Here is a 24,364-nt window from a genome sequence, read left to right on the forward strand (position 1 = left end):
CATCCATGCAAATGCGTCCTCCGCGATGATGGAAATTTGAATATGAAACTGATGCCCTACTGGCTCGATACCTCGCCGAAATTCACCGATGGGCAGACGGAGGCGCCCAGCGGCAACGTCGATGTGGCGGTGGTTGGTGCAGGCTTTACCGGTTTGTCCGCAGCAATCGCACTGGCGAAGAAAGGCGCAAGCGTTGCAATGTTCGACGTCGGAACCGTGGGCAATGCTGCTTCCGGTCGCAACGGCGGCATGTGCAATAACGGCTTCGCACAGGACTATTGCGCTTTGTCGAACAGACTCGGGCGAGAGCGCGCCAACATGCTCTATCGCGCTTTCGACGCGGGCGTTTGCAAAGTGGAGTCGCTGATCGCGGAGGAAGGCATCGACTGTGATTTCAAGCGTGTCGGCAAGCTCAAGCTCGCTGCCAAGCCAGAGCACTACGACAAGCTGGCCCGCTCGCAGGCACTGATGGAGAAGGAATGCGATCCAGACACCTATATGGTGACGCGGGCAGAACTGCGGAACGAGATCGGGTCGGATCAGTATTTTGGCGGTCTGGTCTTCCGCAAGAGCGCAGGCATGCACGTGGGCCGTTATGGCCACGGCCTTGCCGTGGCGGCAGCGAAGCGCGGCGTGCGCATCTACGAGAATGCGCCCGTCCTTGGCCTCAAACGCCAAGCCGGTTCAGTGCATCAGATCGAAACACCTAAGGGCAGCATCCGCGCCAAACAGGTGCTGCTTGCGACCGGTACGTCGACCGTGGGGCCATTGGCCTGGTTCCGTCGTCGCATCGTGCCCGTGGGTGCATTCATCATCGTGACCGAACCGCTGTCGGTCGAAGTGCTCGATCGGCTAACGCCGCGGCGCCGAATGACGACGGACACGAAAAACTTCGTCAACTACTTCCGCGTCACACCGGACAACCGCTTGCTGTTCGGTGGCCGCGCGCGTTTTGCGACGACCAACCCCGAATCGGACATGAAGAGCGGCGCCATCCTGCAACGATCACTCGTGGAAGTCTTCCCCGAGCTGAGAGATACCCGCATCGATTACTGCTGGGGCGGCATGGTCGATATGACACGCGATCGCTTGCCGCGGGCCGGAGAGCGCAACGGCCTTTTCTATTCCATGGGCTACAGTGGGCACGGAACCCATATGTCGACCTACATGGGCGCGATCATGGCGGAGGTGCTGGATGGCCGCGCGGACCTGAACCCATGGCGGGATTTCGATTGGCCGGCGATTCCCGGCCATTTCGGCAAGCCATGGTTTCTTCCTATCGTCGGCGCTTATTACCGTTTCCAGGATCTGGTGCGCTGAGTACCTTCGGCGACGATGCGCCCCAGGCAGCGGAGCCACGGCATCGAGCACTGACATCGGCCACCGCGCCCGGGGCCGCCTGCTGCGCACCGACATCGTCCTCCGCCAAGGCGGCACTGCCAGCCCTTCACCGACTATCTGGGCTGAGGAGGCGGCCTTTCCAGTTCGACCGGCGACTGCCATACTCCGCATTGAATCCTGAATGTCGCGAAGCCCCTTCGTTTTCGCCGTTCTTGCCGTTCTAGCACTATCGCCATGGCTTGCGAGGTCGGTTTCCTGCGCCCCCGCAGAGACCAGGAATGAAATCCTCGAACTCTCCGCTGCGACGGAGCCCCCCGTCATCGCAAGCGCGGACTGGGAAGGCCTTCGGCGCGACACCTGGTACTTCGTGGGCTATCAGGCTGCGACGATCGCCGTGCTCTACGCGCTACCGGCCGAGCAGACGCGTTTCGACCGGAGCGGCGCGAGCTACGGCAAGTGGCGCGACAACGTCACGAACCCGGTCTGGGACCGGGACAATCATTTCGTCAACTACGTGCTCCATCCCTATTGGGGTGCGGCGTACTACATCCGGGCCCGGGAGCGCGGCCTGGACCGCTGGCAGTCCCTGGGCTACTCCGCCTTGCTCTCGGCGGTCTACGAATTCGGCGCCGAGGCCTTGTTCGAGCCGGTCTCCTACCAGGACCTCGTCATCACGCCCCTGGCGGGCTGGCTGCTCGGGGAGTACGTGTTCTCGCCCATCCGCGAGTCGATCAAGGCGAAGCCGGGCGAGCTCGACGCCATGGACAAGGTCGCACTGGTCCTCACCGACCCTCTGGGCGCGCTCAATGGCCTGACCGATCGAATCTTCGGCGTCGAAACCCAGATCAGCCTGGCGCCCATCCGGCCGATCGGCCCGTCAGCACCCGCGGCGGCGGCAGCGCTTGCCGAAGGCCGAGGCAGCTGGCCAGGGCCGCACCGCACCAGCCCGAGAGCTGTGAGCTGGGGCCTGCAACTGCAGGTGCGCTGGTAGCGATTTGAAGCCTGACAGCAGTCGCTCAATGCTTCATCAGGCGGCGGACGAGGCACCGTCCGCATCGACGGTGCGCGGCTTCTCGCTCGTCAGCTGGGCTGCGGCGGCCTGAGCTTTGCGGCGATCTCGGATGGAGCATCGCGAGCTACCGCGGTTTTGCGAGCTGCCACGGGTGCCGCCCGATCAAGCCGGCCCCGCCTCAGCCCGACGATGACGACGTGCGCTTGGCGTCCTTCGCGTCGTCGTCGTCCTCCTCGGCCATACTTAGAATGTCCTGGGACGAGAGCTTCCCGATCAATTCAGGATGGTCGCGGTTCACATGCGCCTGTACTGCCGCGAGAAGTTCCTCATCGGTGGAGCCACGGACCGCTTCGCCGCATTCGCAGTTGATCAGCTTTGCCATGTCTTCCTCCTTTCAACGGGGGTGTCAGTATGGTGCCAGACGAGGATGGAGAAAACCTTGGCGAAACATTGGCGCCCGGGGCGGAAACGCGGATCCAGCTGTGCGGCCGCCTGGTGGCCAAGCTCGAGGGACGGCGCATCGAAGAACTTTTGCCGGGGCGGCAAGGCCGGCTTCTCTTCGCCTATCTCGCAGCGCAACGCAGGCACGCCGTTACTCGATCGCAGCTCACGAACGCGCTCTGGCCGAACAATCCTCCGCCTGCTGCCGACGCGGCACTCAGCGCCTTGCTCACCAAGCTCCGAGGGGTGCTGGGCACGCACGCCGTAGTCGGAAAGCAGGAGCTGCGGCTGGTGCTTCCCGCCGATGCTTGGATCGACTTGGAAGCCGCCCTCGAGGGACTGCATCGGGCGGAGTCTGCCGTCTCGCGCCAGGATTGGACGGCAGCATGGGGGCCGGCCCGCGTGGCCTTGCACATTGCCATGCGGCCCTTTCTTCCAGGCTATGACGCACCCTGGGTCGACGCGACCCGCGAACAGATCGAAGACGTCCTGCTCCGAGCCCACGAGTGCGTCGCCGTCACCGGTCTCGCACTGCGCCGGAGCGAGCTGGCATCGGCCGCGCGTTCGGCGCGCGCGCTGATGAAACTGGCGCCCTACCGGGAATCGGGATACCGCTTCATGATGGAAATCCTTTCGCTCCAAGGCAATGTCGCCGAGGCGCTGCTGATCTACGAGCGCTTGCGCCGATTGCTGTCCGACGAGCTCGGCGTCTCCCCCAGTCCCGCGACGCTGGCCGTTCACAAGCGGCTTCTCCAGGGCGACACCGCGCGCCGAGGGGCGTAGCGCGCGAACTGAAGACCGTCCTGTTCACCGACATCGCCGGCTCGACTGAGCTCGCGGCGGCTATCGGAGATCGTGCCTGGCAGGATCTCCTGAAGTACCAGGACATCCTTCGGCGGCAGCTCGAAGGAGCGTGGCCCACCGACGGCCAGCTCGTGCAGGCAAGCTTTGCACGACGAGCTGCTAATCTTCTGCGCTCGACCGCATCGCGCGTCGCCGGCAAACGGTCAGCCATCGATTGGAGCCCAGCCATGCGAATCACCATCCTCGACGACTACTTCGACACGCTGCGCACCCTGGAGTGCTTCCGCAAGCTCGAGGGCCATCAAGTCACGGTCTGGAACGACCACGTTCAGGACGACGAAGGGCTCTCGCAGCGCCTGCGCGACACCGAGGCGCTGGTGCTGATTCGCGAGCGGACCCAAATTCGCGCACCGCTGCTCGCGCGCTTGCCGAAGCTGCGTCTGATCAGCCAACGCAGCGTGTTTCCCCATATCGACGTCGATGCCTGCACCAGGCTTGGCATCGTGGTGTCGTCGAGCCAGCATCCCGGCACGCCCTCCTACGCGGCAGCGGAGCTGACCTGGGCGCTCGTGCTTGCCGCGGCGCGCCAGATCCCTCAGCAGGTGGCCGCGATGAAGGCCGGACGCTGGCAGATCGGCGTGGGCACCACGCTGCGAGGCAAGACCCTGGGCGTGTTCGGATACGGCCGCATCGGCAGCGAGGTCGCCCGTTACGCGAGGGCGTTCGGCATGGAGGTGCTGATCTGGTCGAGCGAAGCGTCGCTGGCCCGCGCACGCGCGGATGGCTTTCGCGTTGCCGAGAGCCAGGCCGATTTCTTCAGCCGATGCGATGTACTGAGCCTGCATCTGCGCCTGGTCGACCGCACACGCGGCATCGTCGGCGCCGAGGACCTGGCGCGCATGAAGCCGTCGGCGCTGCTGGTCAACACCAGCCGCGCCGCCCTGATCGCGCCGGGGGCGCTGGTTGCAGCATTGAAGGCCGGGCGACCCGGCGGCGCTGCGGTCGACGTCTACGAAGACGAGCCCGTGCGGGATCCGCGCCATCCGCTGCTGGAGCTGGACAACGTGATCTGCACGCCTCACATCGGCTACGTGTCGCGCGACGAGTACGAAGTCCAGTTCACGGACGTCTTCGATCAAATCGTTGCGTACGCTGCCGGCAACCCGATCAACGTGGTGAACCCTGAGGTCCTGAGTCGGCGTCGATGAGAAGCAGAGCCGGTTTCGACGACTCGGTGTCGACGGGCCACCCAGCCGCACGCCGCACGGCGTCGGGGTTCAGCGATTCACCCCCTTGTTTTCCACATCCCTTATCCCCCGCCGGGTGAACAGATCGTCAACTCCGGACTGGGTGCCGAGACCACTCAACCGGGAAAAACGACCTTGGCTGTCGACCCAGTTCTGAGCTTGAACTCCATCCAGCGACGCCTACACTTTCGCTACCACGGGCATGTCCATCTCGACGACCCCCGTCGTCGTCCGGCCAGCAACGTGAGCCCCGGCTCGACTTCCGCCGCACATTCGAGTCGTCCGCCCCGCGGCACCTCAGTTGGAGATCGAGCCATGAAAGAGCTTGTTCCCTCAGCCGCGCGCGGCACGGGCCACCGGCTTGCGCATGGGGTGGCCGCCTGCGCCGCGGCTGCCCTCGGATTGATGGCGGCATCGATCCCCGCATCGGCCGACCAGAACGAACGCGCAGATGACGACCGCGGATCGCGCAAGAAGCCGCCGACGCTCCTGGCGACGCCACCGCTGTACTGGAACAACCTCGAGGGTTTCATCTGCTCGGTCGCGAACGTGGGCACGGCACCCCAGCAAGTCACTGTGACTATGCACACGGAGTTCAGGCTCATCGGCGGGGGAGGCCCCTTTCCGGACATTGTCGAGACCATCACACTGCCGCCAGGGCGCATCCGGTCCTTTGGATTCAGCGTCCCGAGAGTGGTGCCTTTTCCTACGGGGAACTGGTGCGTTTTTGAATCGGCAGACACCAGCGTGCTCCGGGCGAGCGCCGCGATCCGGGATGGAGATCGCATTCTCAGCACCATCGTGGCCCAGTGAAGCCCGTCGGTATTCGCATGCACCCCGACTCGACTTCGCCGCAGATCCGAGTCAGTCCCGATCGCGGCAGTTCAGATGGAGGCCCAGTCATGAACAACCTGATTTTTTCGGCAGCACGACGCACAAAGCGCGGATTCGCTCATCGGGCGGCCGCATGCGCCTTGGCGGCCATCGGATCGATGGTGACATCGATTCCCGCATCGGCCGACCCGAACGAAGGCCATCCCGAACGCTCCGGCGGCGCGGGCAAACGGGCGCCGACGGTCCTGGCAACGCCACCCTTCTTCCTGGAGACCAATCAAACTGGTGCGTGTGCGCTCTTGAACCTGGGCGCTGTCGCCAGGGAAGTGACCGTCACCTACCACACTGAGGAAACTCAGCCGGACGGCGCCCCCATTCCGGACGCCGTGACCACCGTCACGATCGAGCCAAATCAGGAGCGCGCCTTGAGATTCGGCTTCGGCATGAGCAGATCCCTCACGCCGGTGCCGGCCTTCTGCAAGTTCCAATCGACGGACACCAGCTTGCTCAGGGGCGGCGGCTATGCCGCCTCGGACTCCATCATTCAACGTCCTGCCCGAGCCGTAGCGGCAGAGTGAAGCGGCTGGCTCGTCGTACTGGCCTTCGGACAACACCGTGCCGTTCTCGTGGTGGCGGGCCCTAACCGGCTGTTTGCGGTCGTCATGATGCTCTCCCAGTCAGGCCGGCCGCCTCTATAAACACCGCTACGGCCTTCTGCTCGGCTCTCCCGCCGCCACGTGCTCCCATCCGGGCGCTGTGCCGGGAACGGTGCGTGCGTTTTGGCTATAGGCTTATAAATCGTAGTCAGGCAGCTGGACCTCGCAAGGAGCAGGCTGCCGCGCTGCTTGTCTGCATCACCCACCGCCGGCCGAGCAGCGCTTGCATCCCGTGGAGATGTCCGGCCGCGCAGGTGACGTCTTCCTGATGGACCTTCGTCTTTTGCACGCGCCGTCGGTCAACTCGACAAGAAGCGTGCGGATGATGGCTACGACTCGCTGCTTCCTCAACACCTGAGGGATCTTCGGCCCGGGTCGGCTGGCGCTGCAATATGGATTCCAGGAAGGAATTGCACCGAAGGCCGGCGCGGGCATCGAGGACGGAAAATTCATGGGCGAAGCCAATGGTGGCCATGCACGCGAGCGGCGGCCGCGCTGCCTGCGGATCAGGCGGCGGAGGGCGGGCCGCCCAGCCACTCGGCCCAGTAGTCGATGCACGCCCTGATCTTCGGCAGGCGGTGGCGCTGGCGCGCGGTGACCGCGAACACCGGCACCTCGCTGCGCGCATCGACGAACTCCGCCAGCACCGGCACCAGCAGCTTCTGCCGCACCAGCGGATCGCCCACCAGCGTCGCGAGCCGCCCGATGCCCAGGCCCTGCAGCACCATCGTGGCCGCCATGTTGGTGTCGTTGGTACGCCAGTGCCCCTCGGCCACGATCAGCTGCGGCTTGCTCTCGACCACGAAGGGCCAGCGGTTGAGCGGCGTCACGAGGCCGTTGGTGACGAGCCGGTGCATACGCAGGTCCTCAGGCCGTGCGGGCAGCCCCGCCGCGGCCAGGTAGGCCGGCGCCGCATAGAGCGCGCGCGTCAGCGTGCCGATGCGCCGCGCCACCGCGGCATCGGGCAGCGGGTTCTCGGCACTCGCGGTGCGCACCGCAATGTCGATGCCGTCGCGCGCGAGATCGAGCATCTGGTCGCCTACGACGAGTTCGACGCGCAGGCGCGGATGCCGCGCATGCAGCCCGCAGAGGCTGGGTACGAGCTGGTGCTGCGCCAGCACGGTGCTGGCCGTGACCCGCACCAGCCCGCCGACCTCTGCCGCGCTGCCGGCGAATTCGCCCTCGAGCTCGTCGAGCGTTTCGAGCATGCGCTCGCAGTGGACCAGGAAGGTCTGGCCCTCGGCGGTGAGCGACAGCCCGTGCGTCGAGCGGTGGATGAGCCGCGCGCCGCAGGCCTTCTCGATGCGCGCCAGCGTGCGCGAGATCTGGCTCACGGGCACATCGCGCTCGCGCGCGACGGCCGACAGCGTGCCGCACAGCGCCACGCGCGTGAACAGGTACAGATCGTCGAGGTGCAGTTCCCGCATGCGCACGATGGTAGCCAACCGGCCTTGCACGCCGCGCAAAGGCGCTTTGCGCCGCGCCCCGTTTCGCCGCGCCCGAGCGGCTCCTAGAGTGGCTGCACCGCGAGCAACGAAAGGAACACACCATGAACAACACCGATCCGAACCGGGGCGACGACGGTCAGCTGATGGTGCAGGCCAAGGCCTATGCGGCGGTGCTGCGCCGCGCGGCGATCGACGATTTCTGGCGCGGCGTCGGTAGCGCGGCGCGCCGTGCACTGCACGGCATGGCGCGGCAATGCCGGCTGCGCGGTGTAGCGCGCATGGGCCCGAAGAGGGTCTAGGGCCTGTTAACGCTATTTGCGGGGATCGCGTTGCCCAGCCAAGGGGCTGGATGCAAGGCGCCCGCGCGCAGCAAGGCTCACGCCTTGCAAGCGCGGGCAACGCCGCAGACGGCCCCTTGGCTGGGCAACCCGCAGGGAAGGCCTGCCAGGGCGCGCCACTCGGCGTTGCGCTCCTTGTGCGTGCCGACGCACGCACGGCGTCGCGCGCCTTGATTGGCCCGCCCTGGCAGGCCTTCGCGACCCCGCAAATAGCGTTAACAGGCCCTAGCCGAAGTGGTCGAACGCGCCGAAGCGCTGCACTGCCCTCGCGCGGCGAGGCAACCACGGGGGCATTCGGCCCTTTGTCCAGCCGAACACGACCGACGCAGCAGATGCACGCGCCACCTGGGTCACTTCGCCGCCTTCTTCGGCGACCTGCGCGCGGCGTCCAGCGCCGCGGCCTTCTCCGCGTGCTTCTCGGCGCGCGTTCTGCGCGGCTTGGGTTTCTTTGCTTCATTGGCGGCCGGCGTTTCCTTCCTGACCTTCTTGTCCTTGGCCTGGGGATGATGCGTTCGCATCAGCCGCTCGAGGGCGCTCGGCCTGGGTTGCAGCGCCTGCGCCTTGCGCTTGTCCCGCTCCTCCTTGAGCAGCCGGCGCTCCTCGATCAGGGCGGACTCGGCTTCGGACGGCTCTTTGTCCGCCCCTCCAGCTTCCATCCGGGCCTTCATCGCGCGATGCAGCGCTTGGCCGTTGGCCGAGATCCTCTTGGTCAATGACGCAGTACGAATCGGCATTTGGCAGTTCCTCATGGTGCTGAAAGGCCACTGTAGGCCAGCCCGGCGCGCGACGCCAGTCTGTTTGTGCCATTGCGGTGCAGCAGGCTTTTACATGAGCACGTGCATGTGCATGTGCATGTGCATGTGCTGAATCTTCCGGCAGGCTCTGCGCGCCGCGACGCCGGCGCGCGAAGTCCGGCTCCATCGCGCAGTCGAGGCTGCGCATCTCAAGACGCCGAGCGGCGACGGCTCCGCAGGTGTGCGTCGGCACCGTCATGCTCGCGCCCTTTGCCAACCTGCCAGCGCTTCCCACGGGCAGCCGCGCGTGGACAAGCTTCGTGATCAAGGGCGTCATCTATACCGGTCTCGTCTTCGTTCGGCTCCGCGCGCGCCACCGGCCCCGGTCCATTCGTTGGTTTTGTTTTAGATGGCGAGACGATAGCCCACGCCAGTTTCAGTCAGGAGGTAGCGCGGCTGCGCTGGATCGGCTTCGAGCTTCTGCCGCAGATGGCCCATGTAGATGCGCAGGTAGTGGCTTTGCTCGCCGTGCGAGGGACCCCACACCTCGCGCAGCAGCTGGCGCTGCGTGAGCACGCGGCCGGCATTGGCGACCAGTACCGAGAGCAGCCGGTACTCGGTGGGCGTGAGGTGCACCTCGGCGCCGGCGCGCCGCACCAGGCGCGCTGTGCGGTCGACCTCGACCTCGCCGAAGCGGAACACCGGCTCGGGCTCTTCGCCGCCGTTGGCCGTGCGCCGCCGGCGCAGGTTGGCGCGCACGCGGGCAAGCAGTTCGCCGGTGCCGAAGGGCTTGGTCAGGTAGTCGTCGGCACCGGCATCGAGGGCGGCGATCTTGTCGGCCTCGTCGGTGCGCGCCGAGAGCACGATGATCGGCACGCCCGACCAGCCGCGCACGTCGCGGATCAGCGAGACGCCGTCGCCGTCGGGCAGCCCGAGGTCGAGCACCAGCAGGTCGGGCTGGCGCGTTCCGGCCGCGGCCAGGCCCTCCCGCAGCGTCGCGGCCTCGTGTACCTGCCAGCCCTCGGCCTCGAGCGCGCCGCGCACGAAGCGGCGGATCTGCGGCTCGTCCTCGATCACGATGGCGGTGGGGTTGGGCATGGTTCAGGCGCTGATGTCGCTCGACTCTGCCGGCTCGGGTGGATCCCGGCGCGGCAGCGTGACGGTGAATTCTGCCCCGCCGCCGGCCGCGTTGGCCGCCCCGATCTCGCCGCCATGGGCGCTCACCACCGCCTTGCAGATCGCAAGGCCGAGCCCGACGCCCGGCGTGGCCGATTCGGCCTGGCCGCGCGTGAACTTGTCGAACAGCGTCTGCTCGCGGCCCTTGAGCGCGGCCGGCAGCCCCGGGCCGTGGTCGCGTACGGCGAGCACCAGCGCGCGCTCGGTGGCGCGCGCGCCGACCTCGATCGGCGCCGCGCCGTACTTCACGGCGTTTTCGAGCAGGTTGACCAGCACGCGCTCGATCAGCACTGCGTCGAACTCGACCAGCGGCAGCTCGGCCGGCAGCGCGGTCTGCACCGCCATGTCGCCGAGCGCGGGCCGCGCGGCGCGGATGGCCGAGCCGACCACCTCCTCCACCGACTGCCACTCGCGCCGGAGGTTGACCGCGCCGCCGGCGATGCCGCTTTCGAGCCGCGCCATGTCCAGCAGGTTGTTGACCAGCGCATGCAGCTGGTGCGCCTGCGCGACGATGGCGAGCGCGATGCGGCGCTGATCGCCGGGCGCCTCCGGCAGCGCCTGCAGCGATTCGGCGAGCGCGATCAGCGCGGTGAGGGGCGTACGCACATCGTGCGAGATCGCGCCGAGCAGCGCATTGCGCAGCCGCTCCGATTCCATCTCGACCACCGCCTGCTGCGCCACGTCGACGTAGTGCACCCGCTCCAGCGCGATCGCGATCTGGCGCGCCAGCGTGTCGAGCTGCTGCGCCTGCTCGGGGATCAGAAGCCAGCGCGGCTGTGCCGGCTCGAGCGCGAGCACGCCGCGCACGCGCATCGGCGCCTTGAGCGGCACGTAGTGCCAGGGCTGCGCGGCCAGCGTGGCGGTCGCGAGGCCGGCAGGCTGGCCTTGCCTGAAGGTCCAGTCGGCCACGCTGGCATCGAAGCCGGCCGGCGGCTGGGCGGGCATCACGAGGCGGTCGGATGCGTCGGGCACCAGCACCAGCGCGTGGCCGCCGAAGTGGCCTTGCACCGCGGCCGCACCGAGCGTTACGACCTGGTTGGCTTCGAGTGCCGCAGAGAGCTCGCGCGTGAGCTCGAAAAGCGACTGCGCGCGCCGCTCGCGGCTGGTCGACACGCCGGCCGCGAAGCGCAGGCCGGCGGTGAGCTGGCCGACCAGGAGGCCGACGCCGAGCATGACGGCGAAGGTCACGACATACTGCACATCGCTGACCGCGAAGGAGAAGCGCGGGGGCACAAAAAACACGTCAAAGGCTGCCACATTGAGCATGGCGGCGAAGGCCGCGGGCCCACGGCCGAAGCGCATCGCGACGCCGACCACGCCCAGCAGGAACAGCATCACCATGTTGGCCAGCTCCAGCACGCCGACCAGCGGCGCGGCGAGCAGCGTGATCGCGACGCTGCTGGCGGCCGCCCAGGCATAGCCGGGCCAGCGCGCATGCGGGCGGTCGCTGTCCTCCACCTCGGGGTCGCGGCGGCGGCCGCCGGGGCGCATATGAGAGATGCGGCGCGCGCTGTCGGCGCGCGCGACCTCGACGATGTCGATGCCCGGCGCATGGCGCGCGAGCTCGCGCGTGAGCACGCGCTGCGGCCACCAGCGCTGCCAGCCCCGGGCCGACTCGGCGCGGCCCACCACCAGCGTCGCGCAGTTGAGCCGCCGGGCCTGCGCGGCGAGTTCCTCGGCTACGTCGACGCCGGTCAGCACAGCGGTTTCGGCGCCCAGCTCCTCGGCCAGCTGGAGCACCGCGAGGATGCGGTCGCGCTGCGGCGCAGCCAGCCGCTGCAGGCGCGGAGTTTCGACGTATGCCGCATGCCAGCGCACGTTGAGCTGGCCGGCCAGGCGCGCCGCGGTTCGCACGGTCTGGCCTGCGCCCTCGTGCGGGCCGACGCAGGCGAGCAGCGCACCCGAGGTGTTCCATGCCGGCGGCCCGACCTCGCCCTCGCGGCCGGATTGCTCGATGCGCCAGCCGCGCACGTCGTCTTCCACGTGTTCGGCGGTGCGGCGCAAGGCGATCTCGCGCAGCGCGATCAGGTTGCCCTTGCGGAAGAAGTTCTGCGCCGCGCGATCGGCCTGTTGCGGCAGGTAGACCTTGCCGGCCGCCAGCCGCGCGGTGAGTTCGTCCGCGGTGACGTCGACCAGCACCACCTCGTCGGCCTCGTCGAGCACCGTGTCGGGCACGGTCTCGTGCACGCGCACGCCGGTGATCGCGCCGACCGTGCCGTTCAAGCTTTCCAGGTGCTGCACGTTGAGCGCCGACCAGACCTCGATACCCGCGGCCTGCAATTCCTGCACGTCCTGCCAGCGCTTGGCATGGCGCGAACCCGGCGCGTTGGAATGCGCGAGTTCGTCGACCAGCAGCACGGCCGGCTTGCGCGCGAGCGCGGCGTCGAGATCGAACTCGGCAAGCAGGCGGCCGCGGTAAGGCACGTCGCGCAGCGGCAGCGTTTCGAGGCCGGTCAGGAGCGCCGCGGTCTCGCTGCGGCCGTGCGTTTCGACCACGCCAATCACCACGTCGCGTCCGGCCGCGCGCTCACGCTGCGCGGCGCTCAGCATGGCCCAGGTCTTGCCGACGCCGGCGCTCGCGCCGAAGTAGATGCGCAACTTGCCGCGCCGGGCGCGCTCCTCGTCCGCACGCAACTGGGCCAGCAGCGCGTCGGGGTCGGGGCGGGCGATTTCATTCATGCGGTGCGTGGCAGGTTATCGCATCCGCCGCTCCTTGCGACTGTGGCGACGGGCGTGGCGCCGCGCGGTGCGCGCCACCATGAACCATGCGAAACCCATCGGGATGAAGAAGGCCGCGAGCGCGCACAGCGCATGCAACAGATCATCGTGCATGGCAAGTTCCACTTCTCGGAAAGCCATGACACCACATGGCACGTACGACCCATGAACCAGGGACAAGCAAAGCGAGGCCCGTTCGGGGAACACCGCGGAACCGGCTTTGCCGGGCCGCTGGTGTTGCCCCCGGCGAGGGCTGAAGGCCGCGGCTCCAAGCCTGCCTGCGCAGGCTTGGACGGCCGGAAGGGCCAAGGCCTCCGTGCCGCGGCATGTTTGGCGGCCACACGAAGTGGGCAAGCTTGGGAGTGAGCTTCATCCCGCGTCCATCGCCAGATTGAGCGCGAGCACGTTCACGCGCGGCTCGCCAAGAACACCCCAAAGCGGCGTTTCAGTATGGTCCGCGATCAGCTGCTCGAGGCGCTCGGCGGGCATGCCGCGCACGCGCGCCACACGCGCCGCCTGGTACCGCGCCGCGGCCGGGCTGATGTGCGGGTCGAGTCCGCTGGCGGAAGCCGTGACCAGGTCCACCGGCACTGCCTGCGTGTTGCCCGGGTCGGCCGCGCGCAGCGCCTCGATGCGGCTCTTGACCACCTCCGTCAGCGCGGGGTTGAGCGGGCCCTGGTTGGAGCCGCTGGATGCGCCCGCGTTGTAGGGCATCGGCGCGGTGGCCGAGGGGCGGCCCCAGAAGTGCTTCGGATCGCTGAAGTTCTGCCCGATCAGCGTGGAGCCGACGGGCTTGCCGTCGCGCACGACCAGGCTGCCGGCCGCCTGTGCCGGGAACAGCGCCTGCGCGGCGCCGGTCACGGCCAGCGGATAGAGGAGCCCGGTAAGCGCGCTCAGCAGCACGAAGAGCACGAGCGCGGGACGAAGAATGCTTGTCATGGTGATGTCCTCAGACCAGACCGACCGCGACCAGCAGCCAGTCGATGAGCTTGATGCCGATGAAGGGCACGACGAGGCCGCCCAGGCCGTAGATCGCGAGGTTGCGGCGCAACAGCGCCGCGGCGCCCACCGGCCGGTAGCGCACGCCCTTCAGTGCGAGCGGGATCAGGAACACGATGACGAGCGCGTTGAAGATCACCGCCGACAGGATGGCCGACGAGGGGCTCGCGAGCCGCATCACGTTGAGCGCGCCGAGTTGCGGGTAGGTCGAGACGAAGATCGCCGGGATGATGGCGAAGTACTTCGCCACGTCGTTGGCGATCGAGAAGGTGGTGAGCGAGCCGCGCGTCATCAAGAGGGCCTTGCCGGTCTCGACCACTTCGAGCAGCTTGGTCGGGTTCGAATCGAGATCGACCATATTGCCGGCCTCCTTGGCGGCCTGCGTGCCGCTGCCCATGGCCACGGCCACGTCGGCCTGCGCGAGCGCCGGCGCGTCGTTGGTGCCGTCGCCGGTCATCGCGACCAGGCGGCCTTCGGACTGGTACTTGCGGATCAGCGCCAGCTTGTCCTCGGGCGTGGCCTCGGCCAGGAAATCGTCGACGCCGGCCTCGGCCGCGATCGCAGCGGCCGTGAGCTTGTTGTCGCCGGTGATCATCACGGTCTTGATGCCCATCGCGCGCAGCTCGGCGAAGCGCTCGCGGATGCCGGTCTTGACGATGTCCTTCAGCTCGACGATGCCGAGCACGCGCGAACCCTCGGCCACGGCCAGCGGCGTGCTGCCGCGGCGCGCGACCTCATCGGCGGCGCGCAGCACCTCGGGCGCCATCGAGCCGCCGAGCGCTTCCACATGCCGGCGCAGCGCGTCGACCGCGCCCTTGCGCAGCGGGATCGCATCGGCGTCCAGGCTGTCCGGCGCCGCCGGCAGGTCGACGCCGCTCATGCGGGTCTGGGCCGTGAAGGGCACGAAGTGCGCGCCTTCCACGCCCCGGTCGTCGGTTCCGCCGCGGCGCGCGAGCTCGACGATGCTGCGGCCCTCGGGTGTTTCGTCGGGCAGTGAAGCAAGCAGAGCGATACGCGCCAGCTTGTCCTGCGGGACGCCGGGCGCCGCGAGGAAGGCGCTGGCCTGGCGGTTGCCGTGCGTGATGGTGCCGGTCTTGTCGAGCAGCAGCACGTCGACGTCGCCCGCGGCTTCCACCGCGCGGCCCGAAGTCGCGATCACGTTGGCCTGCATCATGCGGCTCATGCCGGCCACGCCGACGGCCGACAGCAAGCCGCCGATGGTGGTCGGGATCAGGCACACCAGCAGCGCGACCAGCGCCGTGAGCGACACCACGCTGCCCGCGTCCATCGCATCGACGCTGAAGATCGAGTACGGTAGCAGCGTGACGGTGACCATCAGGAACACCAGCGTCAGCGCCACCAGCAGGATGGTCAGCGCGATCTCGTTCGGCGTCTTCTGGCGCTTGGCGGCCTCGACCATGCCGATCATGCGGTCGAGGAAGGATTCGCCCGGGTTGACCGTGATGCGCACCAGCAACCAGTCGGACAGCACGCGCGTGCCGCCGGTAACGGCTGAGAAATCGCCACCCGATTCACGCACCACAGGCGCGGATTCGCCGGTGATCGCGCTCTCGTCGACCGAGGCCACGCCTTCGATCACCTCGCCGTCGAGCGGGATCACGTCGTGCGGCTCGACCAGCACCACGTCGCCGCGGCGCAGCTCGGGCGCCTGCAAAGGCAGCCACTTCCCGCCGTGGCAAGGCTCGACCATCTTCTTGGCCCAGGTGTCCTTGCGCAGGCCGCGCAGCGACGCGGCCTGCGCCTTGCTGCGGCCCTCGGCCAGGGCTTCCGCGAAATTGGCGAACAGCACGGTGAACCAGAGCCAGATCGAGACCGCGAGCACGAAGGCCGGCGGCACGCCGGTGTCGCCCGGGAAGCTCAGCGCATGCACCCACAGCAGCGTGGTCAGGATGCTGCCGATGTAGACGATGAGCATCACCGGGTTGCGCCACTGCACGCGCGGGCTCAGCTTGGCGAAGGCGCCCCAGAGCGCGGGCTTGACCAGCGCGGCGTCGAACAGCGAGAGCTGCTTTTTCTGCCTGGCCAAGGCCTTGGCTTCGATCACGACCGCCGGCTGGGCAGGCTCGCCCAGGGAGATAGGAGAGGCAATCTTTTTCATGGTCTGCGGTCTCATTTCCACAGCATCAGGTGTTCGACGACCGGGCCGAGCGCAAGCGCCGGCACATAGTTGAGCAAGCCCACCAGCAGCACGGTGCCGATCAAGAGCGTCACGAACAGCGGGCCGTGCGTGGGCATGGTGCCGGCCGTGACCGGCAGGCGCTTCTTGGCGGCCAGCGAACCCGCAATGGCGAGCACCGGCACGATCACGCCGAAGCGGCCGAACCACATCGCGACCGCGAGCAGCGCGTTGTAGAAAGGCGTGTTGGCCGACAGGCCTGCGAAGGCGCTGCCGTTGTTGTTGCCGGCCGAGCTCAACGCATAGAGGATCTCGGAGAAGCCATGGGCGCCGGGGTTGGCGATGCCCGCGCGGCCGGCTCCCATGCCGACCGCGAGCGCGGTGCCTGCCAGCACCAGGATCGGCGTGACCAGGATCGCGATCGAGGTCAGCTTCATCTCGTGCACCTCGATCTTCTTGCCCAGGTACTCGGGCGTGCGGCCGATCATCAGGCCGGCGATGAAGACCGCGAGGACCGCGAAGATCAGCATGCCGTAGAGCCCGGTGCCGACGCCGCCGAACACCACTTCGCCGAGCTGCATCAACACCAGCGGCACCATGCCGCCCAGCGGCGTGAAGGAGTCGTGCATAGAAATCACCGCGCCGCAGGAGGCGGCCGTGGTGATGGCCGCGAACAGCGCAGAAGCGCTGATGCCGAAGCGCACTTCCTTGCCTTCCATGTTGCCGCCGGCCTGCCATGCGCTCGCGGCCTGATCGACGCCGAGCGGCGGCAGGAGCGGATTGCCGGCCTGCTCGGCCGGAATGACGGTGACCACCGCGAGCACGAACATCAGGGTCATCGCGGCGAGGATCGCCCACCCCTGCCGCTGGTCGCCGACCACGCGGCCGAAGGCGAAGCACAGCGCCGCCGGAATCAGGAAGATTGCGATCATCTGCACGAAGTTGGCGAGCGCCGTGGGGTTCTCGTACGGGTGCGCCGAGTTGGCGTTGAAGAAGCCGCCGCCGTTGGTGCCCAGTACCTTGATCGCTTCCTGCGAAGCGACCGGGCCCATCGGGAGCATCTGCGTGGCGCTGCTCGCGCTGGCTTCGACGGTGGTGACCGTCTTGTAGGCGTCGAAGTTCTGGATCACGCCCTGGCCCGCGAACACCATGGCGATCGCAAAGGAGATCGGCAACAGCAGCCAGGCGGTGATGCGCGTGACATCGACCCAGAAGTTGCCGACGGAACCCTTGCCGTCCGTGCGGCGCGCCGCAAAGCCGCGCGCCAGCGCGAAGGCCACCGCCATGCCGGTGGCGGCCGAGAGGAAGTTCTGGACCGTGAGCCCCAGCATCTGCGTGAGGTAGCTCATTGTCGATTCGCCGGCATAGCCCTGCCAGTTGGTGTTGGAGACGAAGCTGACCGCGGTGTTGAAGGCCGAGTCGGGCGGCACGGCGCCCATGCCGGCCGGGTTGAGCGGAAGCACGGCCTGCAGCCGCTGCAGGCCGTAGACAGCGAGCGCACCGACGGCATTGAAGGCCAGCAGGCCCAGCGCATAGCTGCGCCAGTGCATCGACTGCTCGGGCGAGACGCCGGCGAGCTTGTAGAGCGGCGCTTCGACGCGCAGCATCCAGCGCGGCAGCCGGCCCTCGCACAGCGCCGCGAGGTAGCGGCCGAGCGGCCAGGCCAAGAGGCCCAGCACAACGAGGTAGAGGGCCAGCAGGCGCCAGGCCGAGCTGTCCATCTCAGAATTCCTCGGCGCAGATCAGCGCGAACACCAGATACGCGAACAGGATCACGGCGATGAGGCCTGCGAAGCCATAGAGAGCATCGAGGCCCATCACGTGCGCTCTCCCTCGGGTGCGTCGAGCTTGCACAACCCGAGCACGGCTTCGGCCATCAAGACCCACAGCGCCGCGATGAGGGCGATCCATATGAAGTCCATTCACTACTCCTGCATCGAGAAACAATGCAGTCAGTGTCCGCACGGTTGCGTAAAAACGGGCGATAGAGTGCATTGGGCGGCGTAAAGAAAGCGTAAAAAACACCGACTTCTCCGCGTGCCGGCTTTCCTCGGACCCTGCAGGGCGCAAGCCTTCTTTCGTCCAGGAGTTTGCGGTCGGCGACGCCTTCTACCGCTGGCTCGCGCGGCATCAAGAGCGGCAAGGAAAGCTCTCGACTTCCGCACACCGGCTGAGATGTTCAGCCAAATCGTTGCATCGACCGGTTGAATCCGCAGATCGCACGGTACTCGGGCCAGCGCTCAAAACGTGAGAGTGATCGTGGTGCCGCACTTGGTGCAGAAGTGAACATGCACCTGCTTTGAACTACTTTCCGATCTGTGCGAGTACCGTGCCATCGGCTCGCCCGAGAACTGAACCGCGTCTACCGGATACATTGACTCTGCGTATGACGTTGCACCCGTCATTCGCTGGCAGAACTTGCAGTGGCAGGCCCATGGATTCGACTGGACCAGTATGTCGCCGAGCCGTTGCGGATCGAAGAAGGCATGGCGATCGCGCCAAACAGGTCAGGTCACGGAATCGACTTCGATTGGCAGGCCCTGGAAAAGATCAGCGTCTGAGCCGGCGGCTGCACACCCGCAACGTCGCCTGGACATCGAGCGCTCTGCCTGAACGTGCAGCAGAGCGGGCCTTGGTAGATCGGGCCACTAGGGCGGCAGGCGGGGCCGACGAGCGCGCAGCTTCCCACTCGCCGGTTTGTCCGGTCGTCGTGGCGCTCGCTGCGGGGCCTCTACGTACCGGATCGCTGCTCGCCTGCTATCTCCCATCGTCCAAATGCCTTGCGAGGAAGCGCACCATCTCGGTGAGCACGCGCGTCCTGTCTTCCTGGCGGCTGAGGCCATGGTCGCCCAGCGGCAGTTCGACGTAGCGCGCGTCAGCATGGTTCGCCTTCTTAAGTGCGTCGGCCATGTCGCGCGATTGCTCGACCGGAACGGTGAGGTCGTTGGCGCCGTGCATCAGCAGCACCGGAATGCGGATCTCGGCGGCGCGCAGGGCCGGGGAAGTTTGGCGCAGCTGTTCTCGGTCGCCCCACCAGGTGCCGATCTCCGCCTCCGCGCCCAGCTCGTAGCCCAGGAAGCGCTGTGCGTGGCCGAGCAGGTCGCGCAGGTCCGTGGGGCCCGCGAAACTGACCACGCAACGGTAGAGCGCCTGGTCCTTGACCGCTCCCATGAGCGCCGCATAGCCACCGAAGCCGCTTCCGACGATGCAGACACGCTTCGTATCGGCGATGCCCTGGCCGACCAGCCAGCGCCGGCCGTCGGCGAGGTCGTCCTGCATCTCGAGACCCCAGCGGCGGCGGCCGGCTTCGCGGAAGTCTTGGCCGTAGCCCTTCGCGCCGCGGAAGTTGAGCTGCAGCACGGCCCAGCCCCGGCTGGCGAAGAACTGCGACCAGGTGGCGTAGGCTGCAGCGGGGCCACCATGCGGCAGCAGGATGGCGGGCAGGGGTTTCGAGGGCTGCGCACCGGCGGCAGCGTTCGCTTCGTCGACCGGCGGCAGAGTCAGGTTGCCTTCCAGCAGCAGGCCGTCGCGGCTGCGCAGCGTGATGCGTCTCGGCGTTGCCAGCGGCTGCTTCTCCAGCTCCGGCTGGATGTCGCCAAGGTGTGCGGGACGGCCATCGGTCCAATCCATGAAGAAATATTGGCCAGGCCGCGCGTCCTGGACCGACAGCACGATGCTGCGCTGCCCGCCCTCATCGCTGCTGACGACGCGATTGCTGCGCCCGGGCAATGCGCGGTCCAGCAGTTCTTGCCGGCGGCTGGTTGCGTCGTCCCAGTAGAGCGAGCGCCGCACGTCGGTGATGTAGTCGATCCCCACGACGCGCTGCGTCGACGGATCGCGCAGGAGGGCACCGCGTACGTCGAAGCGGGCATCGGCCAGCAGCGTTTCCCGCGGAAAGGCGGGGTCCTGCAGATCGAGGCGCACCAGTGCGTCGCGTCCGTCGACGGGAGCGAGGGCGTAGAGGAATCGCGGATCGGCATCGAAACCCAGCGGTGTCAGCGCCCGCACGCGCGCCTGGGCGGCGTCGAGAACGTCGTGGCTGACAAGCGTGATCCATTCTGGCGAGCGCCCCGCCGAGGCCGGAGGCTTGACCAGCACACGCTGCGTCGTTCCGATCGCACCGATTCCGAGGCGCACCTCGCCCTGTGCGTCGGCCATCCAGTGGTGTACGCCGCCAAGGTGATGCTGCACCAGCTGCGACCTGCCACTGCGGACGTCGAGACGATAGACGTCCGGTTGTCCGGGCGCTTTGGAGGCGAAGGCGAGAAGCACGGTGTCGGGCTCGCCCGGAACTGTGCCGATGATGCGATCCTGAAACTGCGGCAGGTACGTCGGTCGCTCGAGGAAGCCGCGCCTCAAAGCGTTCGTAAGGTCGCCCTTGAGGTTGCCACCATCGCGATCGATCGCGATCAGCCGCGTCTCGACCGCGCGTATGCCGCGCCGCTCCTCCGGATAGCGGGCGCCGATGAGCAAGCGCTCATTGCCGGCCCAGCGCACCCAGGTCAAGGTGTATTTGTGGTTGTCGGTGTGGAGCACGACCTTGGGCTTGGCGCCGAAGCTTGTCACCACCACATAGCTCTTGCCGTCCATGTTCTGCACCAGCACGACGCTGCGCCCATCGGGCGACAGCCTGGGCTGCTGGATCGCGGGCAGCGTTGCGAAGGCTTCCAGCGGAATCGTGCGGGGCGTCGGCGCTTCGGCGGCCGAGGCGATGCCGAGGCAGGCGGCCCAGAGCGCAGCAAGGTGCGAGACGCGTCGACAGGTGAAGGGCATGGCGGACTCACTGAAGCCAGAAAAAAGTGGGCGCAGTGTATCGGTCTCGCATTGCGCGACATGTTCCCTCCCGGGCACGCCAAACAGCCGTCGGCACATCATGGCCCGCTGCGAGGCCGTTGCTTCGGATCAACGAGAGCATTGCGGGAAACGCTGCGCCAAACCAAGTTCGCCGCCAAGGCAGGAGAGCGAGCCTTGACCGACGAATGACTGTTGGCGCCGTATTCTGGAGATGAGCTGTACTTTGGCATGCCATTGCCAGACCCGCGGTAGACAATCATCGGCGTCCGGCGCTTGGGAATTTTCCGCTGCGGGCCTCAATGAACGCCACTGCCGCGTCAACTCCGCGCTCTGCCGAGATTTTCTCTCCCAGCTGCCTTGCATTCGCGCGAATACCAGGGTCATCTGCGGTATCGAGTGCAGCGGCCAGCCGCTGTGAAGACAAATGCCTGGCGGGCAGCGGGGGCGGACCAGCACCGAGCTCCGCGACGCGGCGCCCCCAGAAGGGCTGGTCTCCGAAGAATGGACAAATCACAGTCGGCTTGCCAGCCCGTAGTCCTGCCGCCGTCGTGCCCGCGCCGCCGTGATGCACAACCGCCGACATCAGCGGAAAAAGCTGATCGTGCGGTGCGCTGTCGAGCAGATGCACGCTCGCGGGGAGAGTTCGACCGCCCAGGCCGCCCCAGCCGGCGGCCAGCACTCCGCGCCGACCCGAGCTGTTCAGCGCGGCCACGACCAGTTCGGTCGTGGCCGCCGCATCCGCCAGGGGCATGCTTCCAAATCCCACGTAGACAGGCGGCGACCCCGCCGCCAGGAACGACGCCAGCGCTGGCGGCGGTTGCCAGCGGCTGTCGTCCAGAAACCAATAGCCGCTAACGAGAACGTCGCTGCCCCATTCGCTCGGAACAGGAACTACCGACGCGCTGTAGCCGTACAGCGTAGCGCTGCTGCGAGAAATGCGCCGCACCGAGCGCCCGGAGCCGAGGGTACTGCGTTGCCAAGCGCGCAGCATGCCGCCGAAAAGCAGCGTCGACGAGCGAGCTGTCAGCGTATGGCTCAGCGCATTCAGCGGCCCCAGGTTGGCGAACGGGAGCAGCGGTGTCGGAAATGCCGATGTGGGCGTAAAACCGGGGAGCGGCGAAGCAAGGATGGCCGCAATGCCCAAGTGTTCGGCGATGCGAGGAGCACCCAGCGCCTTCGGATGATGGACCATGACATTGGGGCGAAACGAGTTCGCGGCCGCCCATTCGGCGTCGAGCAAGCCGCCCATCATCGGCTTGAACCGCTTCAGCAGCTTCAGGATGAAACCTGGGCCCGCTCCACCCGCCGCAGCAGCCTTGAACTCCGGGTCGTTCAGCAGTTGGAGGAATTCAGGAGGGAGCGCAGCGAAACCGATGCCATGGCTTGCCGCGAAGTCCGAGAACTGGGCCGGTGCGGCGAGAAGCACTTGGTGGCCCGCGCGCTGCAGGCCCACTGCGAGTGCGACATACGGCTGGACGTCGCCGCGCGTTCCAAGCGTATGGATAGAAATTCTCATCGATTGGGATCTGCAGTAGCGCAGTGGCGTGCCGGGCTCTGCCTGACAAGATCGATATGGCAGAAGCGCGTGAGGTTGTCTTCGGGTTCCGGGCCGGCGTCCTGGTCCTGGCGATCGCTTCTGGCCGCCATGCGGTGTCGGTGCAAGGCACCATCAAACACGCGCGGCGAAGCGCTCCACGGCTTCGGTAGGACCCGAGACAATCAGAAGATCGCCAGCTTTTACAACCGTGTCCTCCCTCGCGTAGAGAAAGTCCTGGTGGCTTCGCTTGATGCCGACCACTGTGACGCCGTGTCTGGTTCGCACAGCCGACTCGGAAAGCGGCTTGCCGTGCGTCTCGCGCGGGGCCCTCGTCTTTGCGATCCCGAAACCATCTTCGAACTCGATGAAGTCGATCATCTTGCCCGTCACCAGATGCGCGACACGCCGGCCCATGTCCGACTCCGGGTAGACCACATGATGGGCGCCCACTCGCTCAGCAATCCTGCCATGCTGCTGGTTGTTTGCCTTCGCCCAGATGTCCTTGATACCCATCTGGCTCAGGTTCAGCACCGTGAGAACGCTCGCCTCGAGGTTCTGACCGATGCTGACCACAGCATGCTTGAAGTCGGGTACTCCCAGTTGCTTAAGCGACTCCAGGTCCGTTGCGTCTGCCTGTACTACATGGCCCAGAGCACCGGCGTGTTCCTGAACCGCCTCAGCGTTCGTGTCGATCGCCAGCACGTCGTGGCCTAACTCCGCAAGTGCTCGCGCCACACCAGAGCCGAACCTGCCAAGCCCGATCACGACCACACTGTCCGTACTAGTTCTACCCAACAATTGGCTTCTCCTCAGGATATCGATAGGCGCGCCGCGCATAGTTCACGGCCATCGCCGCGGCCAATGTGACAACACCGACACGTCCTGTGAACATCAGGACAACAAGAATGAATTGGCCCGCTGGCGGCAACTCGGCGGTGATGCCTGTTGACAATCCGACAGTGGCAAAAGCGGAGATGACCTCGAAAAGCACCTTCTCATAGGGTAGTGAGGTCATCGGCACAAGGGCGAGGGTGGCGAGAACGATGGCACCCGCGCTGAGCACGAGGATTGTCAGTGCCTGTCGTTGGACCGTCGTGGAGATGCGCCGTCCTTGGAACTCCACGTCTTGATGTCCGCGAATCTCATTCCACACCACAAGCAAGAGGACGAAGAACGTCGTGACCTTGACGCCGCCAGCTGTTCCGGCGCTACCGCCGCCGATGAACATCAACAGGAAGTGCAGATTCAGCGACTCCACGCTCAGGCTCCCGATGTCCAAGGCATTGAAACCGGCGGTCCGCGCAGAAACGGAAGTGAAAGTGGCGGCAAGCAAGCGAGTGGGCCAATCGAGGGATCCGAGCGTCGCCTTGTTCCCCGATTCGGCCAGCAGAAGAAGCAGGGCGCCACCCACGACAAGGAAGACAGTGCCCCAGATGGTCAATATGGTGTGGATAGACTTCGCCTGGCGACGCTCGCGCCGGACGATCGTCTCGTACAGCACCGGGAATCCAAGGCCGCCGACGATGATGGCGAACATCAAAGGTCCCAACACCCAGACGTCCTGCACAAATCTGACGACACTGTCGCTCCAAGTGGAGAACCCGGCGTTGTTGAAGGCCGACACAGCATGAAACATGCCGTGCCACAAAGCTTCACTCCAACCCATGCCATAGCCGACGGCGAACCTGGCGCTGAGAACCAGCGCGATGACGAGTTCGACGACAACAGTCACAAGCAAGACCAGCTTCGCGATGCTCTTGACGTCCCCCAAGCCGAGCGAGCGCGTCTCTGCCTGAAGCAATAGCCTCGATCGAAGGCGCAGCTGCCGATTGACGAGCAAGCCAAGGAGCGTCGCAGAGGTCATCATGCCGAAGCCTCCGAGCTGGAACAGTCCCAGGATGACGGCCTGCCCAAAGCCCGACCAGTAAGTTCCGGTATCTACAACGACCAGTCCGGTGACGCAGACGGCAGATGTGGCCGTGAAGAGGGCTGTCAGCCACGGAGCACTTTCGCCTGCGGCGTGGGATGCAGGAAGCATCAGTAGCACAGTCCCGAGGCATATCACCGTGAGAAACGCAAGGACGAGCACCGACGAGGGGTGCGATAGTCTTGTTGTCACGCCTTCTCGCTGAAGCGGTTTGCTGCGTC

The 24,364-nt window shown here is 66.8% G+C and carries 22 protein-coding genes; 7 read left to right on the top strand and 15 right to left on the bottom strand.

Features of this window, described 5'->3' with window-relative positions; translation table 11 throughout:
- The first annotated feature begins 42 nt into the window (after positions 1–42).
- Together EJI01_RS21675 and EJI01_RS21680 are read left to right on the top strand one after the other, a co-directional pair.
- The gene (locus EJI01_RS21675) at positions 43–1,320 is read left to right on the top strand and encodes an NAD(P)/FAD-dependent oxidoreductase (protein WP_126839200.1); all 1,278 of its coding nucleotides are present in this window, start codon (positions 43–45) and stop codon (positions 1,318–1,320) included.
- 388 nt (positions 1,321–1,708) lie between these two features.
- Positions 1,709–2,332 carry a DUF3943 domain-containing protein gene (locus tag EJI01_RS21680; protein ID WP_185879003.1) on the top strand — a complete coding sequence of 208 codons (624 nt, stop codon included), beginning with the start codon at positions 1,709–1,711 and terminating at the stop codon, positions 2,330–2,332.
- Between the two features lie 199 nt (positions 2,333–2,531).
- On the opposite strand, the gene EJI01_RS21685 is transcribed toward EJI01_RS21680, so the two are convergent.
- Positions 2,532–2,735: a DUF1059 domain-containing protein gene (locus EJI01_RS21685; protein ID WP_126839202.1), complete on the bottom strand. Its 204-nt coding sequence runs from the start codon at positions 2,733–2,735 to the stop codon at positions 2,532–2,534.
- Positions 2,736–2,764: 29 nt separating this feature from the next.
- On the opposite strand from EJI01_RS21685, the gene EJI01_RS21690 reads away from it, so the two are divergent.
- From EJI01_RS21690 to EJI01_RS21705, 4 genes are all read left to right on the top strand, one after another.
- Complete coding sequence (locus EJI01_RS21690) at positions 2,765–3,577, top strand: BTAD domain-containing putative transcriptional regulator (protein WP_126839203.1); 813 nt, start codon at positions 2,765–2,767, stop codon at positions 3,575–3,577.
- Between the two features lie 248 nt (positions 3,578–3,825).
- Positions 3,826–4,806: a D-2-hydroxyacid dehydrogenase family protein gene (locus EJI01_RS21695; protein WP_126839204.1), complete on the top strand. Its 981-nt coding sequence runs from the start codon at positions 3,826–3,828 to the stop codon at positions 4,804–4,806.
- Between the two features lie 354 nt (positions 4,807–5,160).
- Positions 5,161–5,658, top strand: a complete 498-nt coding sequence (locus EJI01_RS21700; RefSeq protein WP_126839205.1) for a hypothetical protein — start codon at positions 5,161–5,163, stop codon at positions 5,656–5,658.
- An 89-nt stretch (positions 5,659–5,747) separates the two neighbouring features.
- Positions 5,748–6,257: a hypothetical protein gene (locus tag EJI01_RS21705; protein WP_126839206.1), complete on the top strand. Its 510-nt coding sequence runs from the start codon at positions 5,748–5,750 to the stop codon at positions 6,255–6,257.
- Between the two features lie 584 nt (positions 6,258–6,841).
- On the opposite strand, the gene EJI01_RS21710 is transcribed toward EJI01_RS21705, so the two are convergent.
- Positions 6,842–7,762 carry a LysR family transcriptional regulator gene (locus tag EJI01_RS21710; protein ID WP_126839207.1) on the bottom strand — a complete coding sequence of 307 codons (921 nt, stop codon included), beginning with the start codon at positions 7,760–7,762 and terminating at the stop codon, positions 6,842–6,844.
- A gap of 122 nt (positions 7,763–7,884) precedes the next feature.
- On the opposite strand from EJI01_RS21710, the gene EJI01_RS21715 reads away from it, so the two are divergent.
- Complete coding sequence (locus EJI01_RS21715) at positions 7,885–8,082, top strand: hypothetical protein (RefSeq protein ID WP_126839208.1); 198 nt, start codon at positions 7,885–7,887, stop codon at positions 8,080–8,082.
- 389 nt (positions 8,083–8,471) lie between these two features.
- Here the strand turns inward: EJI01_RS21715 and EJI01_RS21720 are convergent, their stop codons facing one another.
- The 13 genes from EJI01_RS21720 to EJI01_RS21775 all read right to left on the bottom strand — a co-directional run bounded on the left by EJI01_RS21720 (position 8,472) and on the right by EJI01_RS21775 (position 24,335).
- A complete protein-coding gene (locus EJI01_RS21720) occupies positions 8,472–8,789 on the bottom strand; it encodes a hypothetical protein (RefSeq protein WP_126839209.1) in 318 nt (105 codons plus the stop codon).
- Between the two features lie 471 nt (positions 8,790–9,260).
- Positions 9,261–9,953, bottom strand: coding sequence for a two-component system response regulator KdpE (kdpE, locus tag EJI01_RS21725; protein WP_126839210.1), 693 nt, complete (start codon positions 9,951–9,953; stop codon positions 9,261–9,263).
- 3 nt (positions 9,954–9,956) lie between these two features.
- Complete coding sequence (locus tag EJI01_RS21730) at positions 9,957–12,710, bottom strand: DUF4118 domain-containing protein (RefSeq protein ID WP_126839211.1); 2,754 nt, start codon at positions 12,708–12,710, stop codon at positions 9,957–9,959.
- 15 nt (positions 12,711–12,725) lie between these two features.
- Positions 12,726–12,863 carry a hypothetical protein gene (locus EJI01_RS28850; RefSeq protein ID WP_185879004.1) on the bottom strand — a complete coding sequence of 46 codons (138 nt, stop codon included), beginning with the start codon at positions 12,861–12,863 and terminating at the stop codon, positions 12,726–12,728.
- A 255-nt stretch (positions 12,864–13,118) separates the two neighbouring features.
- Positions 13,119–13,688, bottom strand: a complete 570-nt coding sequence (gene kdpC, locus EJI01_RS21735) for a potassium-transporting ATPase subunit KdpC (protein ID WP_126839212.1) — start codon at positions 13,686–13,688, stop codon at positions 13,119–13,121.
- 10 nt (positions 13,689–13,698) lie between these two features.
- The gene (gene kdpB / locus EJI01_RS21740) at positions 13,699–15,867 is read right to left on the bottom strand and encodes a potassium-transporting ATPase subunit KdpB (protein WP_260602573.1); all 2,169 of its coding nucleotides are present in this window, start codon (positions 15,865–15,867) and stop codon (positions 13,699–13,701) included.
- Positions 15,868–15,878: 11 nt separating this feature from the next.
- Positions 15,879–17,606: a potassium-transporting ATPase subunit KdpA gene (gene kdpA / locus EJI01_RS21745; protein ID WP_126839213.1), complete on the bottom strand. Its 1,728-nt coding sequence runs from the start codon at positions 17,604–17,606 to the stop codon at positions 15,879–15,881.
- A 1-nt stretch (position 17,607) separates the two neighbouring features.
- Positions 17,608–17,706 (bottom strand): K(+)-transporting ATPase subunit F, encoded by a 99-nt coding sequence (gene kdpF / locus EJI01_RS21750; RefSeq protein WP_126839214.1) that lies wholly within the window; start codon positions 17,704–17,706, stop codon positions 17,608–17,610.
- 419 nt (positions 17,707–18,125) lie between these two features.
- Positions 18,126–18,290: a GFA family protein gene (locus EJI01_RS29390; protein ID WP_312846073.1), complete on the bottom strand. Its 165-nt coding sequence runs from the start codon at positions 18,288–18,290 to the stop codon at positions 18,126–18,128.
- Between the two features lie 352 nt (positions 18,291–18,642).
- A complete protein-coding gene (locus EJI01_RS21760; RefSeq protein WP_185879005.1) occupies positions 18,643–20,658 on the bottom strand; it encodes a S9 family peptidase in 2,016 nt (671 codons plus the stop codon).
- A gap of 277 nt (positions 20,659–20,935) precedes the next feature.
- Positions 20,936–22,195: a glycosyltransferase gene (locus tag EJI01_RS21765; protein WP_126839216.1), complete on the bottom strand. Its 1,260-nt coding sequence runs from the start codon at positions 22,193–22,195 to the stop codon at positions 20,936–20,938.
- A 153-nt stretch (positions 22,196–22,348) separates the two neighbouring features.
- A complete protein-coding gene (locus tag EJI01_RS21770) occupies positions 22,349–23,053 on the bottom strand; it encodes a potassium channel family protein (RefSeq protein ID WP_126839217.1) in 705 nt (234 codons plus the stop codon).
- The gene (locus tag EJI01_RS21775; protein ID WP_126839218.1) at positions 23,004–24,335 is read right to left on the bottom strand and encodes a TrkH family potassium uptake protein; all 1,332 of its coding nucleotides are present in this window, start codon (positions 24,333–24,335) and stop codon (positions 23,004–23,006) included. The genes EJI01_RS21770 and EJI01_RS21775 overlap by 50 nt, the downstream gene beginning before the upstream one ends.
- Positions 24,336–24,364: the final 29 nt, after the last annotated feature.

The organism is Variovorax sp. MHTC-1 (assembly GCF_003984645.1).
Lineage (GTDB): Bacteria > Pseudomonadota > Gammaproteobacteria > Burkholderiales > Burkholderiaceae_C > Variovorax.